The 16,152-nt window shown below is 60.1% G+C and carries 16 protein-coding genes; 9 read left to right on the top strand and 7 right to left on the bottom strand.

Annotated features, from left to right (window positions below; genetic code table 11):
* The first annotated feature begins 1 nt into the window (after nt 1).
* Nucleotides 2–1,225: an NADH:ubiquinone reductase (Na(+)-transporting) subunit F gene (nqrF, locus tag ACR0E6_RS15265; RefSeq protein WP_480584868.1), complete on the top strand. Its 1,224-nt coding sequence runs from the start codon at nt 2–4 to the stop codon at nt 1,223–1,225.
* Between the two features lie 87 nt (nt 1,226–1,312).
* On the opposite strand, the gene ACR0E6_RS15260 is transcribed toward nqrF, so the two are convergent.
* The 4 genes from ACR0E6_RS15260 to ACR0E6_RS15245 form a co-directional block, all read right to left on the bottom strand.
* Nucleotides 1,313–1,699: a type II toxin-antitoxin system death-on-curing family toxin gene (locus ACR0E6_RS15260; protein ID WP_480584865.1), complete on the bottom strand. Its 387-nt coding sequence runs from the start codon at nt 1,697–1,699 to the stop codon at nt 1,313–1,315.
* Nucleotides 1,696–1,920, bottom strand: coding sequence for an AbrB/MazE/SpoVT family DNA-binding domain-containing protein (locus ACR0E6_RS15255; RefSeq protein ID WP_170622240.1), 225 nt, complete (start codon nt 1,918–1,920; stop codon nt 1,696–1,698). Before ACR0E6_RS15255 ends, ACR0E6_RS15260 begins: the two co-directional genes overlap by 4 nt.
* Nucleotides 1,921–2,014: 94 nt before the next feature.
* A complete protein-coding gene (tviB, locus tag ACR0E6_RS15250) occupies nt 2,015–3,298 on the bottom strand; it encodes a Vi polysaccharide biosynthesis UDP-N-acetylglucosamine C-6 dehydrogenase TviB (RefSeq protein ID WP_480584862.1) in 1,284 nt (427 codons plus the stop codon).
* Nucleotides 3,299–3,311: 13 nt separating this feature from the next.
* Nucleotides 3,312–4,325 carry a GDP-mannose 4,6-dehydratase gene (locus ACR0E6_RS15245; RefSeq protein WP_170453911.1) on the bottom strand — a complete coding sequence of 338 codons (1,014 nt, stop codon included), beginning with the start codon at nt 4,323–4,325 and terminating at the stop codon, nt 3,312–3,314.
* Nucleotides 4,326–4,502: 177 nt separating this feature from the next.
* On the opposite strand from ACR0E6_RS15245, the gene ACR0E6_RS15240 reads away from it, so the two are divergent.
* Nucleotides 4,503–5,264 (top strand): metallophosphoesterase, encoded by a 762-nt coding sequence (locus tag ACR0E6_RS15240; RefSeq protein ID WP_170632533.1) that lies wholly within the window; start codon nt 4,503–4,505, stop codon nt 5,262–5,264.
* Here ACR0E6_RS15240 and ACR0E6_RS15235 read toward each other — a convergent pair.
* Entirely contained in the window at nt 5,261–5,785 is a 525-nt protein-coding gene (locus ACR0E6_RS15235; protein ID WP_170453910.1) for a CBS domain-containing protein, read from the bottom strand. The genes ACR0E6_RS15240 and ACR0E6_RS15235 overlap by 4 nt on opposite strands.
* Before the next feature lie 112 nt (nt 5,786–5,897).
* Between ACR0E6_RS15235 and ACR0E6_RS15230 the strand changes: the two genes are divergently transcribed.
* The 4 genes from ACR0E6_RS15230 to ACR0E6_RS15215 all read left to right on the top strand — a co-directional run bounded on the left by ACR0E6_RS15230 (nt 5,898) and on the right by ACR0E6_RS15215 (nt 9,162).
* The gene (locus ACR0E6_RS15230) at nt 5,898–6,083 is read left to right on the top strand and encodes a hypothetical protein (RefSeq protein ID WP_170453909.1); all 186 of its coding nucleotides are present in this window, start codon (nt 5,898–5,900) and stop codon (nt 6,081–6,083) included.
* A gap of 67 nt (nt 6,084–6,150) precedes the next feature.
* Nucleotides 6,151–7,176 (top strand): FAD:protein FMN transferase, encoded by a 1,026-nt coding sequence (locus tag ACR0E6_RS15225; RefSeq protein ID WP_170522556.1) that lies wholly within the window; start codon nt 6,151–6,153, stop codon nt 7,174–7,176.
* Nucleotides 7,177–7,191: 15 nt separating this feature from the next.
* Complete coding sequence (nqrM, locus tag ACR0E6_RS15220; protein ID WP_170453907.1) at nt 7,192–7,428, top strand: (Na+)-NQR maturation NqrM; 237 nt, start codon at nt 7,192–7,194, stop codon at nt 7,426–7,428.
* 93 nt (nt 7,429–7,521) lie between these two features.
* Nucleotides 7,522–9,162, top strand: coding sequence for a sulfatase-like hydrolase/transferase (locus tag ACR0E6_RS15215; RefSeq protein WP_480584983.1), 1,641 nt, complete (start codon nt 7,522–7,524; stop codon nt 9,160–9,162).
* Here the strand turns inward: ACR0E6_RS15215 and ACR0E6_RS15210 are convergent.
* Together ACR0E6_RS15210 and ACR0E6_RS15205 are read right to left on the bottom strand one after the other, a co-directional pair.
* Nucleotides 9,159–10,580 carry a pyridoxal phosphate-dependent decarboxylase family protein gene (locus tag ACR0E6_RS15210; protein ID WP_480584856.1) on the bottom strand — a complete coding sequence of 474 codons (1,422 nt, stop codon included), beginning with the start codon at nt 10,578–10,580 and terminating at the stop codon, nt 9,159–9,161. The two genes, ACR0E6_RS15215 and ACR0E6_RS15210, sit on opposite strands and share 4 nt — an antisense overlap.
* A 3-nt stretch (nt 10,581–10,583) precedes the next feature.
* Nucleotides 10,584–11,717, bottom strand: a complete 1,134-nt coding sequence (locus ACR0E6_RS15205) for a DUF819 family protein (protein ID WP_480584854.1) — start codon at nt 11,715–11,717, stop codon at nt 10,584–10,586.
* 214 nt (nt 11,718–11,931) lie between these two features.
* Between ACR0E6_RS15205 and gpmI the strand changes: the two genes are divergently transcribed.
* From gpmI to ACR0E6_RS15190, 3 genes are read left to right on the top strand one after another with little or no spacing between them, the layout of a single operon-like run.
* Nucleotides 11,932–13,446 (top strand): 2,3-bisphosphoglycerate-independent phosphoglycerate mutase, encoded by a 1,515-nt coding sequence (gpmI, locus tag ACR0E6_RS15200; RefSeq protein ID WP_480584851.1) that lies wholly within the window; start codon nt 11,932–11,934, stop codon nt 13,444–13,446.
* The gene (locus ACR0E6_RS15195) at nt 13,443–14,573 is read left to right on the top strand and encodes a peptidase M23 (RefSeq protein ID WP_170453902.1); all 1,131 of its coding nucleotides are present in this window, start codon (nt 13,443–13,445) and stop codon (nt 14,571–14,573) included. The genes gpmI and ACR0E6_RS15195 overlap by 4 nt, the downstream gene beginning before the upstream one ends.
* A 6-nt stretch (nt 14,574–14,579) precedes the next feature.
* A complete protein-coding gene (locus ACR0E6_RS15190) occupies nt 14,580–15,920 on the top strand; it encodes a S41 family peptidase (protein WP_170522571.1) in 1,341 nt (446 codons plus the stop codon).
* Nucleotides 15,921–16,152 lie beyond the last annotated feature (232 nt).

The raw sequence follows: 16,152 nt of genomic DNA, 5'->3' as shown, positions 1-16,152 counted from the left end.
AATGGAAACCTTTAGCTTAGGCGTCATCCTATTCACTCTGATCGTTCTGGGTCTGGTTGCCATCATCATGGCCGCCCGCTCGCGTCTGGTATCGACGGGCAACGTCAACATCACGATCAACGGTGAGAAAACCGTATCCGTTCCGGCGGGCGGCAAGCTGCTGCAAACGCTGGCGGCCGAGAAACTGTTCGTTCCGTCGGCCTGTGGCGGCGGCGGTACTTGTGCGCAATGCCGGGTGCGTGTGCATTCGGGCGGCGGGTCGATCCTGCCGACCGAAGAAAGCCACATCACCAAGCGCGAAGCCGCCTGCGGCGACCGCCTGTCCTGTCAGGTCGCGGTCAAGCAGGACATGGATATCGAAGTTCCCGAAGAGGTCTTTGGCGTCAAGAAGTGGGAATGCACCGTTCGCTCGAACGAGAACGTGGCCACCTTCATCAAGGCCCTGACGCTGGACCTGCCAGAAGGTGAAGATGTGAACTTCCGCGCCGGTGGTTACATCCAGATCGAGGCCCCCGCGCACCAGTTGAAATACACCGATTTCGACGTTGAGGAAGAGTATCGCGAGGATTGGGACAAGTTCAATCTGTGGCAATACGAGTCCGTCGTGAATGAGCCGATCGAACGCGCCTATTCGATGGCCAACTATCCGGATGAAAAGGGCATGATCATGCTGAACGTCCGGGTTGCTTCGCCACCTCCGGGCTCCGAAGGGATCCCCGCCGGTCAAATGTCGTCGTATATCTTCAACCTGAAACCGGGTGATAAGGTGACGATCTCGGGTCCGTTTGGTGAGTTCTTCGCCCGCGAGACAGAGAAAGAGATGGTCTTCATCGGCGGTGGTGCCGGTATGGCGCCCATGCGCAGCCATATCTTCGACCAGCTCAAGCGTCTTGAGAACCGCAACCGCAAGATCACCTTCTGGTACGGTGCGCGTTCGAAGAAAGAGATGTTCTTTGTCGAGGATTTCGATCAGCTGGCCGAGGAGTTCGACAATTTCGAATGGCACGTGGCGCTTTCGGATGCTCAGCCCGAGGACGATTGGAAAGGCTACACCGGCTTTATCCACAATGTTCTGTTCGACGAATACCTCAAGAACCATCCCGCGCCCGAGGATTGCGAGTTCTACATGTGTGGCCCGCCAATCATGAACCAGTCGGTCATCAACATGCTGCTGGATCTGGGCGTGGATCGCGAAGACATCATGCTCGACGATTTCGGCGGGTAAGTTTAACGCAGGACCAAGATAAAAAAGCCCCGCTCATTCGCAGCGGGGCTTTGCTTTTTGGTGGTCTTGAGCAATTGCCGAGACGGCTTAGGTCTGTGTCCAGCCAGCCTTCAGCCAGGCCGCAAATTCCGTCTCGTCAACCTGACCCGCTGCAAGGTCCTCCATCATCTGGACACCTTTGACCGGGTCGGGGAGGAAGGCATATCCATTGAGCCTCAGAAAGGTCAGGGCGGTGACGAAAGCCGTGCGTTTGTTGCCGTCGATGAACGCATGGGCCTTGGCGATGCCGAACGCATAGGCCGCTGCGATTGCCGCCAGATCGGCGTCCTCATAGGCCGCCAGATTCATCGCCCTTGCGCAGCCCATCTCCAACAGCGCCCGGTCGCGCATACCGGGCGCACCGCCATGGCGCGAGATTTGTCGGTCGTGAATGGCGATGACTGCGGCCAGCGGAACCCAGATCCGCGGCTTCAAGCCAAGGCCTGCAGAAGGTCGCGGTTTTCATCCATGACGACCTCAGCCGCGGCCAGCGCCTCGGCCACCGAAGGGTCATGCGCCATGACTTTCAACGTGCCATCATCCCCGCGCAGCACAAAAAGGGTGTCCCCTTCCTTGGCATCAAGGATAGTCAGCATTTCGGTCGACAATGTCATAACGGCCGAGTTTCCGACCTTGCGGATCTTGGTTTCGATCATTTGGACCTCCGGTATATATGGATGTATATACTGAAAGCGGCCCCATTTTGCAAGCTTGGGGGCTTGAGGCCCCCAAGGCTTGTCGGGTTTAGGCCTATAGCCTCAGATCGCTGGCCTCACGCGGCAGGCAGGATTTGATGTCATAGACGATGCTTTGCGCTTTGCCATAGGCGCGGAATTGGCCCGGATCGAGCGTTTTGTATTCTTCATGCGCGACGGCCAGAATGACGCCATCATAGGCCCCGTCCTGTGGCGTATCGATCAGGGACAGACCATATTCCGCCTGCGCGGCTGCCGGGTCGGCATGCGGGTCGTGCACATCGACGCTGACGCCATAGCTTTGCAGTTCCTCAATAATATCAACCACGCGTGTATTGCGCAGGTCCGGGCAGTTTTCCTTGAAGGTCAGCCCCAGCACCAGAACCCGCGCTGCGCCGACATTGATACCGTCGCGCGTCATCCGCTTGATCAGTTGCGACACCACATAACCGCCCATCCCGTCATTCAGGCGCCGCCCGGCGAGGATGATCTGAGGGTGGTGCCCCACCGCCTCGGCCTTGTGGGTCAAGTAATAGGGGTCGATGCCGATACAATGCCCACCGACCAGACCGGGGCGGAAGGGCAGAAAGTTCCACTTGGTGCCTGCGGCACGCAGAACGGCCTCGGTATCGATTTCCATCCGGCCGAAGATCATCGCAAGTTCGTTCACCAAGGCAATGTTCAGATCACGTTGCGTGTTCTCGATGACCTTTGCGGCCTCGGCCACGCGGATGCTCTCGGCCTTGTGGGTTCCGGCGGTGATGATCCGCGCGTAAAGCGCATCGACCAGATCTGCCACGTCGGGGGTCGAGCCCGAGGTGACTTTGCAGATATCCGCAATCCGATGGGTCTTGTCGCCGGGATTGATCCGTTCAGGGCTGTAGCCTGCATAGAAATCGGCGTTGAACCGCAGGCCCGAGGCGCGTTCCAGCACCGGCACACAGTCTTCCTCGGTCGCGCCGGGATAGACAGTGGATTCGTAGATCACCAGATCGCCGGGTTTCAGAACCCCGCCCACCGTTTCGGACGCTGCCAGCAAAGGCGACAGGTCCGGCCGTTTGCCCGGTGTAATCGGGGTGGGCACGGTGACGATATAGGTGTCACAGTCGGCCAGATCCGAGACGTTGGTGGTAAAGCTCAGCCCTGAGGCGGCGGCAAGATCTTCGGGCTCGACCTCTTGCGTGGCATCATTGCCGCCGCGCAAAGCGTCGATGCGCGGCTGGTTGATGTCAAAGCCGACGACCGGACCGATCTTGCCAAAGGCCACGGCCAGCGGCAGGCCGACATAGCCCAGCCCAATAACAGCGATCTTGCGGGCATCCGGGTTTGTGTCCAGCATCAAGCTTTGTCCCTTATTTGCCGTGATATTCTCGGAACCACTCGACAAAGCGGGCGATTCCATCCTTGAAATCGGTTTGCGGGCGGTAACCGGTCAGGCGTTGCAGCAGGTCCGTATTGGCCCAAGTGGCGGGAACATCGCCCATCTGCATCGGCATGTAATTGCGGATCGCCTCTTTGCCCACCGCCTCTTCGATGGCTTCCACGAAGTCCATCAGGCGCACCTTGTCGCCATTGCCGATATTGACGACCCGATAGGGCGCAACCGGGGACAGGCTGTCGCCGTCCTCGATCTCATCCGCGCTGGCGGGCCGGACCGGAGGCACATCGATCAACAATCGGATGCCACGGACAAGATCGTTCACATTTGTGAAGTCGCGATACATGTCACCATGGTTGTAGATGTCGATCGGACGATCATCCAGAATCGCATCAACAAATTTATAAAGCGCCAGATCGGGCCGTCCCCAGGTGCCATAGACGGTGAAAAAGCGGAACATGGTGGTCGGCAGGTCCCACAGATGCGCGTAGGAATGGCCCATCGCCTCATTCGCCTTTTTGGTGGCCGAGTAGATGGTCAGCTGCGTGTCGGCCTTTTCGACCTCGGTAAAGGGCATATCCTCATTCGCGCCATAGACCGACGAGGTCGAGGCCATCAGCAGGTGATCGACCTTATGCACACGCGCGACCTCCATCACGTTGAAGGTGCCGACAACATTGGAGTTTATGTAGCTGCGCGGCTCTTCCAGGCTGTAGCGGACACCGGCCTGGGCGGCGAGGTGCACGATGACTTCGGGCTGAAACTCATCGGCGATTTTCATCAGTTGGTCGTGGTCTTCCAGCATGGCCTCGGTCGCAGTGAAGCCCGGCGTCTGCATCAGCATCTGATGGCGGCGCTGTTTCAGGGTGACGTCGTAATAGTCGGTCATCCCGTCATAACCATGCACGCGGAACCCTTCTGACAGCAGCAGCTTGGCCAGATGGAACCCGATGAAACCCGCTGTACCGGTAATCAAAACTCGCTTCATAAAACCCTCGAACACAATAAAACCCTAGGCATCAGGGATACTCTCCTTGCTGCAAGGTCAAGTAGAATCTCCCTTTTATCCGTCATAGCAAATCTGCAACCGGATTGGTCAACATCGTGCCATGGCCCGGAATTGCCGATTGTCCGAACGCATCAGGCCGGGTAGTGAAAGACTGTGATGGTTAGGAACTGGATCAAAGGGTTGTTCGGGCAGGGTGACGCGCAGACCGCAGAGGTTGACGCGCCGGAAATCGCGCCCGAGGAGCGGTTCATCGCGATCGGGGACATTCACGGGCGGCTGGACCTGTTACAGGATCTACTGCCTCGTCTGGATGATACGTGTCCATGGGTGTTTGTCGGCGACTACGTGGATCGCGGCGACAGCAGCGCACAGGTTCTGCATCACCTGCACCACCTCAGCGAATCCTCGGGCGGGCGGATCATCTGTTTGCTGGGCAATCACGAAGAGATGCTGTTGCGCTTTGTCGAAGACCCAAAGCGTGTGGGTCACCTTTGGCAGCAAAACGGCGGCGTTGAGACGCTGAACTCGTTCGGAGTGTCAGGCGGTGCCGAGGTGACAGAAGGAGAACAGGCCGTTGCTGTGGCCGAAGAACTGCGGCAAGCCATGGGGAATGAGTTGCTGAGCTGGCTGTCAAACCGCCCGCTCAGCTGGACCAGCGGGAATGTCACGGTTGTCCACGCCGCTTTGGACCCGCGCAAGGCGCTGGACGCGCAATTGCGCCAGATTTGCCTGTGGGGGCATCCGATGTTCCGGGTTCAGGCCAGACAGGACGGGCAATGGGTTGTGCACGGGCACACGATTGTCGCCCACGCGCGGGCGCAGAACGGGGTTGTCTCAATCGATACCGGGGCCTATTCAAGCAGCCGCCTGACGGCGGCTGAGATATTCAGGGGCGGGGTGCGGTTTACCTCGACCTAGCCCACAATCATCTGCTTCATGCGCAGCGCTTCGTATTCCAGTTCTTTCAGGCGGAAATGCACCACGTCGCCGATGGTGATCACGCCGCACAGGTTGCCGTCGCGCAGGACCGGCATGTGACGGAACCGGCCTTCGGTCATGGTTTTCAGAACTTCGTTCAACGGATCATCGGGCGAGCAGGTCTTGACCTCGCGCGTCATCAGATCCTCGACCGATTGCGGCAGGGTCTGGCCGGGCGTGTCTGCCATCCGGCGCACGATGTCGCGTTCCGACAGGATCCCCTGTAGCGCGCCGTTCTGATCGGTTACCAGAACAGCCCCGATCCGCTTTTCTTTCAGGGTGTTGACCACGGAATGGATCGTCTCGTTCGGGCGCACTGAAAACACCGAGTCGCCCTTGCCCTCAAGCAGTTTGGCCACGGTCGTCTGTGACTGCGCCAGATTGGACCCCGTCGTTTGGCTGTGCGTCGTCTTTTTGTCTTTATCGCCGCGCATCGGTGCCTGGTAAGAGGTTGGGGCCATAGGCAATCTCCTTCTTGGTTCTTGCAGTGTCTTTCCCTTTTACCTTAGCGCAGCTAAATGGCCTGTATAGGGTGCAAATGCCCTGATCGGCGAAAACCCGGAGTCTGACCTTGTGAGCGATCTGTACCTGACACCCCCCATCGCGGCGCTGATCTTCTTTGCGGTGGTCGTCTGCGGCCACAATTTCCGAATGGCGTGGAAACAACAGCCCGAGGGTTGGCAGAAACGCGCGTGGCTGTTCGGGCTTCCGGCGGGGATCGGCCTTTTGGTGCTGGGCTTTTTGCCGCTGAAGCTGTGAAGCCGGTTTGACTCTGACAGGGGGCGCTGGCATATGCCGGGCACTGATTTTCCCCGGAGACCGATCCATGCGTCTGTTGTCTGCACTGGCCCTTGCAACCTTTCTGACCGGCTGCCTGTTCGACAAGGAACCCGACGTGGTGCGCCTGTCGGGCGAGACGATGGGTACGACCTTCAACATCACCGCAATTGGCGAGGATCTGGACGAGGCCGCGCTGGCCGCATCGGTCGAACAGGCACTGGCCGAGGTCAACGCCAAGATGTCGAACTGGGACCCGAATTCCGAGGTTTCGACCTTCTCGGCCTCAACCAGCACCGACCCGGTGGCGATCTCTGACGAATTCGCGTTGGTCTTGGCGGCGGCAAATGATGTGCATGAGAAAACCGGCGGTACTTTCGACGTCACACTGGGCCCGCTGATCGAGCTTTGGGGCTTTGGCCCGCGCAAGCCCGAGGATCCGGTGCCATCGGATGCCGATATTCAGGCCGCCCTGAATGGTGTGGGGCAGGCGCGACTTTTGACGCTGGATGCCTCGGCTGGCACGTTGGCGAAATCTGATCCGTCTGTCGGGATCAACCTGTCAGCGATTGCCAAGGGCTATGGCATCGATGCGGTGGCCGAAACCCTGCAGGATGCGGGGATCGAGGACTATCTGGTCGAAATCGGCGGCGATCTGGTGACCAAAGGCCAGAACGATCAGGGCGAGGCCTGGCGGATCGGTATCGAAAAGCCCGAGGCCGGATCGCAGAGCGTGCAGTTGATTGTGTCGCTGGATGATCGCGGCATGGCCAGCTCGGGCGATTACAAGAACTTCTTCGAGCAGGATGGCGTGCGCTATTCGCATATCATCGACCCGACCACAGGGCGTCCGATCACGCATCGCACGACCTCGGTCACGGTTCTGGCCGAAAACGCGATGATGGCCGATGCCTGGGCGACTGCCATGCTGGCGCTGGGGCAGGAAAAGGGTCTGGAACTGGCCGAACAGCATAAACTTGCCGTGTATTTCATCTCGCGCGATGTGACAGGCGGCGACGATGCCTATATAACCGTCCACAGCAGCGCGTTCAAAGACGCCTTGGGAACCAACTGACCGGTAGGAACCGACATGAGCACCTTCATTCTGGCCTTTATTCTTCTGTCTCTGGTCATGGTCGGCATGTCGCTGGGTGTGATGCTGATGGGTAAGACCATCAAGGGCAGCTGCGGTGGTCTGAACGCGATCTCGGGCGCGGATAAATGCGTGGTCTGCCAAAAGGATGTAGACCCGAACAGCCCCCTGCGCGATCAGCTTCAGTGCAAGCGCGCCAAGAAGATGCTGGAACAGATGGAACGTCAGTCCTGATCTGCATTTGCGCAGCGCCGTTGGAACTGGCTAGATAGCCCCCGAACCAGTCGGGAGGCGCGCGTGGCCAAAGCCAGAAACATCCTGTTCATCATGTTCGACCAGCTGCGCTGGGATTATCTGAGCTGTTACGGGCATCCGCATCTGCACACTCCGAACATTGATCGATTGGCCGCCCGTGGTGTGCGTTTTGACCGGGCCTATATCCAGTCGCCAATCTGCGGCAGTTCCCGCATGTCTACCTATACCGGGCGCTACGTGCATTCCCACGGCGCGTCGTGGAACGGCATTCCGCTGAAAGTGGGCGAGATCACGATGGGCGACCATCTGCGCAAGGCCGGTATGGATTGTTACCTTGTCGGCAAGACCCATATGCGCGCCGACGCCGAAGGCATGGCTCGGCTGGGGCTGGAACCTGACAGCCTGATCGGGGCCCGCGTGGCCGAATGCGGCTTTGATGTTTTCGAGCGAGACGACGGAATGTTGCCCGAGGGGCCAGATGGCTATTACGACCCGGACGGCGCGAAGGAATACAACAAGTATCTGACTGCCAAAGGGTACGAGAGCGATAACCCATGGCACGACTTCGCCAATTCCGGGTTGGATGCTGAGGGCAACGTTCTGTCCGGCTGGTTCCTCAAGAACGCAACTGAGCCCGCGAATATCGCCGAAGAGGATAGCGAAACGCCTTATCTGACCGGGCGCGGCATGGAGTTCATGGAAACCCATGACGGCCCGTGGTGTTGCCATCTGAGCTTTATCAAACCCCATTGGCCCTACATCGTGGCGGAACCCTATGCCTCGATGTACGGCCCCGAACATGTGCTGCCCGTTGTGCGATCCGAGGTAGAACGCCAGAACGCGCATCCGGTGCTCAAGGCATTCATGGACACCAAGATCGGCCAGACCTTTTCTCGTCAGGAGGTCCGCGAGGCCGTGATCCCCGCCTATATGGGCCTGATCAAGCAGGCCGACGACCAGATGGGCCGCCTGTTCGACTGGATGGAACAGACCGGGCGGATGGACGATACGATGATCGTTCTCACCTCGGATCACGGGGATTTTCTGGGCGATCACTGGATGGGTGAGAAAACCTTCTTCCACGATGCCTCGACCAAGATGCCGTTGATCATCTACGACCCCTCGCCCGAGGCCGACGCCACGCGCGGTACGGTCTGTGACGCGCTGGTCGAGTCCATCGACCTAGCGCCTACTTTCGTCGATGTGGCCGGAGGGGAAGTGGCCAACCATATCCTCGAAGGTCATTCCCTGCTGCCAATCCTGCATGGGCAGGTGCAAGAGGTGCCACGGGATGTGGTGATCTGCGAATACGATTATTCCGCCTCACCCATTGCCGAGCGTCTGAATGCTTCGGTCCGGGATGCAGTGATGTTCATGGTCGCCAACAAGCGCTGGAAACTGATCCATTGCGAGGGCGGCCATCGCCCCATCCTGTTCGATCTGGAAAACGACCCGCAGGAACTGATCGATCTGGGCGACAGTACCGATCATGCCGAGGTGATCGCCGAGATGTACGAGCATCTGTTCGCCTGGTCCCGCCGCCCGTCGCAGCGCACCACCCGGTCGGAACAGCAACTGATCGAGATGCGGAGCAAAAGCCGGGGCAGGGGGATTGTCTTGGGGGTTTACGACGAAAACGAGATGCCTCTGGACCTGACGATCAAGTACCGCAACCGCAAGGCAAAACCCTACAAAACCTACCTGAAAGACTAGCTGCGCCGCGCTTTCCATTGCACATAGCGCGCCATGCTGCGTTCCAGCAGGTTCGGTGCTTTGCCATCGTCCAGATGCAACCCGCCGCCGCCCGCGCGATACATCTCGGCAAACACATCCAGCACTTTGGATTTGACCATTCCGCGCAGGGGGACATGGGCCATCATGCCATAGGTTGCCGCCCCGCCGGTCTTGGCAAGTTCGGGATTGGCGCGCACGGTGGCGACGGCCTGCGCCAGATCAGCCAGGTATTCATCCGTTACATGCAGGTGTTTGGCGGTGACCATGCAGTGGATGCCATCGGGGTTTTGCACCCGGTTGATGTTCCAACCCGCCCGCTCCAACTGATCCGCAACGGCGTAGATGTTCAGCTTTGGGTCGCTTGACCCATAAGCCAGCAACGGCCCCTGCGGGTTGCCAAGAATGCGCAGCCCGTCGATCGCTGTGATGCCTGCTTTCAGCTTTTCGACCGCCTCGGTCGTGTCTTTGGCCAGCCGACAATAGCCCTCGACCCCCAGCTTTTGCATCACCGCCCATGCGGCAGCATAGGCTCCGCCCGGTCGGGTGCCCAGCAGAGCGGGAGAGGCGAAGACTCCGCCGGGCCAGTCCTGACAGATGAACATCTGGTGTTTCAGCAGGTCCAGATCGCGATAGAGGATGGTCGAGGCCCCCTTGGCCGCATAGCCATATTTGTGCAGGTCGGCCGAGATCGAGGTGACGCCCGGAACCCGGAAATCCCAGTCGGGCAGGTCAACCCCGTTCCGCTCCATGAACGGCAGGATCAGCCCGCCGACGCAGGCGTCGATATGCAGCGGGATGCCTTTGGACTGCGCAATCGCCCCCATTTCGGCAATCGGGTCGATGGTGCCATGCGGGTATTCCGGGGCTGAACCCAGGATCATGACCGTGCCCGCGTTGATCATTCGCTTCAGCCGGGAAATGTCGGTCGCATAATCCGGTGCCATTGGCAGCAGGCGCGCCTTGACCCCGAAATATTCCGCTGCCTTGAACCATGCCACATGCGCCGTCTTGGGCAGGATCATGTTGGGCCGTGTCACCTTGCGCCGTTTGCGCGCCATATCGCGATAGGTTTTGACCGCCATCAGGCAGCTTTCCGTCCCACCCGCCGTCACAACGCCGCACGTGTCCGGCCCGCCATGCAGCAGACCGGCCATGGTCGAGATGATCTGGGTCTCCATCCGTTTCAGGCTTTGAAACGCGGCAGGGTTCAGGCCGTTGGCCGAAGAAAACGCGCTGTAGGCCTTGGCGGTGAAGGCGTCGTGGTCGTTATCCAGATGGTAAACCAGGCTCCAGGTCCGGCCATCGCGATAATTCGGGTCATCCTCGGCAAAGGACTTGAGCTGGTCCAGTATCTCACCCTCGGGGCGGCCGGTTTCCGGTAGTTTCTGATGGTCCATATCCTATCCCCCTTGGGCCAGCAGCAGCGCCAGAGAAATGCCCAGATAGTTCCCGATGGCAAAACCCAGAATGCCGGTTGCCATTCCCGACATCAAGATCGCCGGGTTGCGCAGGCTGCGCGAGATCATGGGCACGAAGGCAGGAGACATGACAGCAGCGACCGAGGTGATCAGAAACGTGTCCCGATCCACCCCCGCCAATCGCGCCAGCAGCGCATGCAGGGCAAAACTGCCAAAGGTCGCGATCAGGACGAACCCCAGAACGGCCAGATCCAAGTCGCGCAGCTTTGCCAGATCCATCGAGGCCGCAACGCTGAACGAAAATACATAAAGCAGATACATCCCCATATGCGGCGCGGCCCGGTTTTGGCGTAAGGACGGGGTCAGGGACCCCAGAATGCCCAGCGTCGTCAGCAGAACGACGATCATCACCTGCGGCGCGGCGAAGGTGACGAAAGGGGCCAAGGTCAATGCCGCACCGACACACATCGAGGCCCCAAGCAACGCAATCAGCCCGTGTGCGATCCAGTTGGGCCGGGTGGCCTCGGCCGGTTCCGGCGAATTGGTTTCAACGCCTCCGGCAAAGGGCTTCAGGAATCGCCCAAAGACCACAGGGGCCAGCGTCAGCACAAACAGCAGGTAGGCTGCGCCAACAACGGTGTCGACGGTGGCAAACAGCAGATAGCGACCCTCGGGGATATCCAGCGCGAGCTTGATCGCGCCCATATTGGCCAGCCCGCCAGTATACATGCCGACGGCCATGCCCGACAGCTGCTCGGCCTGTTCGGTGCCGCCTGCGTTGAACGCGTAGAACAGACCGGTAGCAACAAGACTTACCGACAACACGGCCAACACCATGGACAAAAGGGCTGATCCGGCGATCCGACCCCAGGCGCGCAGATTGACGCCAAACAGCAGCAGCGGAAGGGCAAGCCCCAGGCTGGCCTCGATCACGCTGTTGCGGATGTGCTGGGCCGGTTCGGGTTGCAGGCCCGACAAACCCAGCGCCAGACCACCCATATAGCACAGCACAATCGGCCCCAGCCGCCCGGCCAGCGCCCAATGCCGCGCCAACAGCATCAGCGCGGCAGGCGCGAATACGTAGATCAGTGCAAACACCGCAATCTCTGGCTGCATGACTGTCCTCTCCCCTGTGGTCGAGACTAGGCAGCCCGACCTCAATGGCGCAAGGTGGCGTGACGTAAGGTTCGCTGCGTGTTGGGGTATGGAAATCCGGGCCTCTGTGCCCGATGAGCGGTTGATTAAATCTGCGCCAATTGCCTCAAAGGCGGTTCACCCCCCGGCGGTCACCGGGTAGAAGGTTCGCCAAGAGCAGTTACCGGAGAGTAAAATGGCCACGCCCAAACCCGTAGTCCTGTGCATTCTCGATGGTTGGGGATTGTCCGAGGACACGCAGGCCAACGCGCCTTATCTGGCGAAAACGCCCACCTTCGACGCGATCATTCAGGGCCCGCATGCCACGCTGATCACCCACGGCCCGGATGTGGGTCTGCCCAGCGGGCAGATGGGCAATTCCGAGGTTGGCCATACCAATATCGGCGCGGGCCGGGTTGTGGCGATGGATCTTGGACAGATCGATCTTGCCATCGAGGATGGATCCTTCTTCGACAATGAAACGTTGCAGGATTTTATCGCCAAGGTGAAGGCGGCGGGTGGTACGGCGCATCTGATGGGTCTGGCCTCGGACGGCGGCGTACATGGCCATGTGAATCACATCGTCGCTGTGGCCAAGGCAATCACCGATGCCGGGGTGCCGGTCGCGTTGCACGCGGTGACAGACGGTCGCGACGTGGCCCCGAAATCGGCTTTTGGGTACATCGCCGAGCTTGAGGATCGCCTGCCCGAAGGCGCGCGCATCGTCACCGTCAGCGGGCGCTACTTTGCCATGGATCGCGACAACCGGTGGGAGCGCGTGTCAGAGGCGTATAACGCCATGATCAAAGGACAGGGACGCGCGGCCAGTTCCGCGCATGGGGCGGTCGATCACGCCTATAACCAATCCGAGACGGATGAATTCATCACCCCGACGGTGCTGGAGGGCTATAAGGGTGTCAAAGACGGCGACGGTTTCTTTTGCCTGAACTTCCGCGCCGACCGCGCGCGGGAAATCCTGCGCGCCATTGGCGAGCCGGGCTTTGCCGATTTCGATACCGGCCCACGCCCGGCGCTGTCGGCCTTGCTGGGAATGGTCGAGTATTCCGACGGCCACAACGATTATATGACAACGGTGTTCCCGAAACGCGCCATCGTGAACACGCTGGGCGAATGGGTGGCCAAGCAGGGTCTGCGCCAGTTCCGACTGGCCGAGACCGAGAAATACCCCCATGTGACCTTCTTCCTGAATGGCGGCAAAGAGGTGCCCGAGGAAGGCGAAGACCGCTTCATGCCCAAATCGCCCAAAGTGGCGACCTATGATTTGCAGCCCGAGATGTCCTCGGCCGAGGTGACCGCCAAATTCGTCGAGGCGATAAAGGCGGGCTATGACCTGATCGTCACCAATTACGCCAACCCGGATATGGTTGGGCATACAGGCGATTTGCAGGCTGCGATCAAGGCTTGCGAGGCGGTGGATCAGGGTCTGGCACAGGTTGTCGAGGCGTTGAACAGCGCCGGTGGCGCGATGATCGTCACCGCCGATCACGGCAATTGCGAAATGATGGTCGATCCGGAAACCGGCGGGCCGCACACGGCGCATACGCTGAACCCGGTGCCGGTTGCTCTGGTCGGTGGCCCCGCAGATGCCGCGTTGCGCAGCGGGCGATTGTCGGACCTTGCGCCAACGCTTCTGGACCTGATGGACCTGCCCAAACCCCCTGAAATGACCGGGGAAAGCCTGCTGTCATGAGAGGTCTGGCCGTCGCAGTCGCGCTGTGTCTCGCCGGTTCGGCGACGGCCCAAAGCAATCCGTCTGAGGCGGCGCTGGCAGCGGCGGAGATGCTGGAACAGGCCTCGGTTTCCCTGACCGAAGCCGACAGCGCGCGGGATAGGGTACGCGCCCTGACCCAGACGATTCAGGCCTACGAGGCCGGACTGTCCGCCATGCGCGACGGTTTGCGCATGGCCGCCACGCGTGAGGCGCAGCTGTCTGCCGAATTGCGCGCCCGCGAAAAGGATGTGGCGCAGCTGCTGGGTGTGTTGCAGACGATCGAGACCACCGCACCGCCGGTTCTGATGCTGCATCCCTCCGGCCCTTTGGGCGCGGCCCGCACCGGCATGATGCTGTCCGAGGTCACACCGGGCCTGAACGCCAAGGCCGAAGCGCTGGCGCGAGACCTGCAAGAGGTTCAGACCCTGCGCCTGTTGCAACAGGACGCCGCCGAAACCCTGACCGAAGGCCTGACCGGTGTGCAATCGGCCCGCACCCGTCTGAGCGAGGCGATTGCCGACCGCACCGACCTGCCGCAGCGCTTTGTCGAGGATCCGATCAAGACGGCGATCCTGATCTCGTCGACCGAAACGCTGGACGGGTTTGCCAGCGGATTGTCCGAAATCTCGGAAGGGGAGATTGCGGCCACCAATGCCAGCGTCTCGGGTCGCAAGGGTGATATATTGCTGCCGGTTCAGGGCATTCTTCTGCACAGGGCAGGCGAAACAGACGCGGCGGGCGTGACGCGCCCCGGTCTGGTCCTGGGCACACGGCCCCGCGCGCTGGTGACTGCGCCCACTGCGGCAACCATTCGCTATCGCGGCCCGCTGCTGGACCTTGGAAACCTGATTATTCTGGAACCGCAACCGGGGCTTCTGTTTGTTTTTTCCGGCTTGCAAGAGGTCTATGGCGACATCGGACAAGTGATCCCCGAAGGCACACCGGTTGGGCTGATGCCCGGTGAAACCCCGGAAATCGGCGCTATTTTGTCAACAACTGGTGATGGCACTGGAACTGACCGGTCAGAAACGCTCTATATAGAGGTAAGAGAAGACAACAGCCCCGTGGACCCGGAATCGTGGTTTCGGACCAGCAAGGATGGATAAACGAGTATGAAGAAATTTGTGATGGCCGGACTGGCCGGAACCGTGGCAGGCATCATTGCAACCACTCAGATTGCAGGCCCGCTGCTGGCGCAAGAGGCCGAAAAGAAGGCCGATGTGTATCAGCAACTGGACCTGTTCGGTGACATCTTCGAACGCATCCGCGCGCAATATGTCGAGGAAGTCGAACCCGAGGAACTGATCGAAGCGGCAATTGACGGCATGCTGACCTCGCTGGATCCGCATTCCAGCTACCTGTCCCCCGATGATGCCGAACAGATGCGCGTGCAGACACGGGGCGAATTCGGGGGCCTTGGCATCGAAGTCACGCAGGAAGAAGGCTTTGTCAAAGTTGTCTCACCCATTGATGACACGCCAGCGGATGAGGCCGGGATCGAAGCCGGGGATTTCATCACCCATGTGGATGGCGAAAGCATTCTGGGCCTGACATTGGACAAGGCCGTTGAGCTGATGCGCGGGCCGGTGGGCTCCGAGATCATCATCACCGTTGTCCGCGAAGGCGAGCCCGAACCCTTCGATGTCACCATCATCCGCGACACGATCAAACTGACCGCCGTGCGCGCCCGCACCGAGGGCACCAGCGTGGTGCTGCGTGTGACCACCTTTAACGATCAGACCTTCCCCAACCTGCAGGCCGGGCTAGAAGAACAGATCGCCGAAGCCGGTGGCATCGAAAAGGTCAATGGCGTGGTTCTGGATTTGCGCAACAACCCCGGAGGTTTGCTGACGCAAGCGATCCGGGTCTCGGACGCGTTCCTGAACGAAGGTGAGATCGTCTCGACTCGCGGCCGCAACCCGGAAGAGGGCGAGCGGTTCAACGCAACCCCCGGTGATCTGGCCGAAGGCAAGCCGATCGTTGTTCTGATCAACGGCGGCTCGGCCTCGGCCTCGGAAATCGTGGCCGGTGCCCTGCAGGATCACCGCCGCGCCATCGTGGTCGGCACCAAGAGCTTTGGCAAAGGCTCGGTCCAGACGGTGATGCCGCTGCGGGGTGACGGGGCGATGCGCCTGACCACCTCGCGCTATTACACGCCGTCGGGACGCTCGATCCAGGCGCTTGGCGTCAGCCCCGACATCATCGTCGAACAACCGCGCCCGCAGCCCGAAACCGAGGAGGAAGAGGAAAACCGCTTCACCCGTTCCGAGGCCGAACTGCGCGGCAGCCTGGACAATGACAGCCTGAGCGAGGACGAAATCCGCCAGATCGAAGAAGACCGCGCCAAGGCCGAAGCCACCGCTGAACTGCGGGAAGAGGATTACCAGCTGGCCTATGCCATCGACATCCTCAAGGGCCTGTCGGCCTTCAATCCAAACGGGCCTTCGCAGTAGGGCGCTTGGTCATTAGGGACGCGGGGCGGCGTAGGGCCGAACCTCTGACCAAAAGTGTCGTTGATCGTGTTCAATTGGGTGTGCGATCAGCGACATTTGAATGGCGACTGTGAGCCTTTTCGAGCGGTTTTGGGCTTTTCTCTAAGGCATAGTTTTCCTCTACTGGAGGCAGGCCCGCTCATCTCAATATCGTTCATTGTTCCCAAGGCAGAATGCAAGAAGGTTTCAGACC

Source organism: Ruegeria sp. AP12 (assembly GCF_056540025.1).
This window is presented reverse-complemented; position numbering and strand designations above follow the sequence as displayed.

Bases quoted from the DNA above. Each gene is read 5' to 3' on its own strand.
- nqrF (WP_480584868.1), top strand. From the start codon at position 2: ATGGAAACCTTTAGCTTAGGCGTCATCCTATTCACTCTGATCGTTCTG.
- ACR0E6_RS15255 (WP_170622240.1), bottom strand. From the start codon at position 1,920: ATGATCGAAACCAAGATCCGCAAGGTCGGAAACTCGGCCGTTATGACA.
- tviB (WP_480584862.1), bottom strand. From the start codon at position 3,298: ATGCTGGACACAAACCCGGATGCCCGCAAGATCGCTGTTATTGGGCTG.
- ACR0E6_RS15245 (WP_170453911.1), bottom strand. From the start codon at position 4,325: ATGAAGCGAGTTTTGATTACCGGTACAGCGGGTTTCATCGGGTTCCAT.
- ACR0E6_RS15240 (WP_170632533.1), top strand. From the start codon at position 4,503: ATGGTTAGGAACTGGATCAAAGGGTTGTTCGGGCAGGGTGACGCGCAG.
- ACR0E6_RS15235 (WP_170453910.1), bottom strand. From the start codon at position 5,785: ATGGCCCCAACCTCTTACCAGGCACCGATGCGCGGCGATAAAGACAAA.
- ACR0E6_RS15225 (WP_170522556.1), top strand. From the start codon at position 6,151: ATGCGTCTGTTGTCTGCACTGGCCCTTGCAACCTTTCTGACCGGCTGC.
- nqrM (WP_170453907.1), top strand. From the start codon at position 7,192: ATGAGCACCTTCATTCTGGCCTTTATTCTTCTGTCTCTGGTCATGGTC.
- ACR0E6_RS15215 (WP_480584983.1), top strand. From the start codon at position 7,522: ATGTTCGACCAGCTGCGCTGGGATTATCTGAGCTGTTACGGGCATCCG.
- ACR0E6_RS15210 (WP_480584856.1), bottom strand. From the start codon at position 10,580: ATGGACCATCAGAAACTACCGGAAACCGGCCGCCCCGAGGGTGAGATA.
- ACR0E6_RS15205 (WP_480584854.1), bottom strand. From the start codon at position 11,717: ATGCAGCCAGAGATTGCGGTGTTTGCACTGATCTACGTATTCGCGCCT.
- gpmI (WP_480584851.1), top strand. From the start codon at position 11,932: ATGGCCACGCCCAAACCCGTAGTCCTGTGCATTCTCGATGGTTGGGGA.
- ACR0E6_RS15195 (WP_170453902.1), top strand. From the start codon at position 13,443: ATGAGAGGTCTGGCCGTCGCAGTCGCGCTGTGTCTCGCCGGTTCGGCG.
- ACR0E6_RS15190 (WP_170522571.1), top strand. From the start codon at position 14,580: ATGAAGAAATTTGTGATGGCCGGACTGGCCGGAACCGTGGCAGGCATC.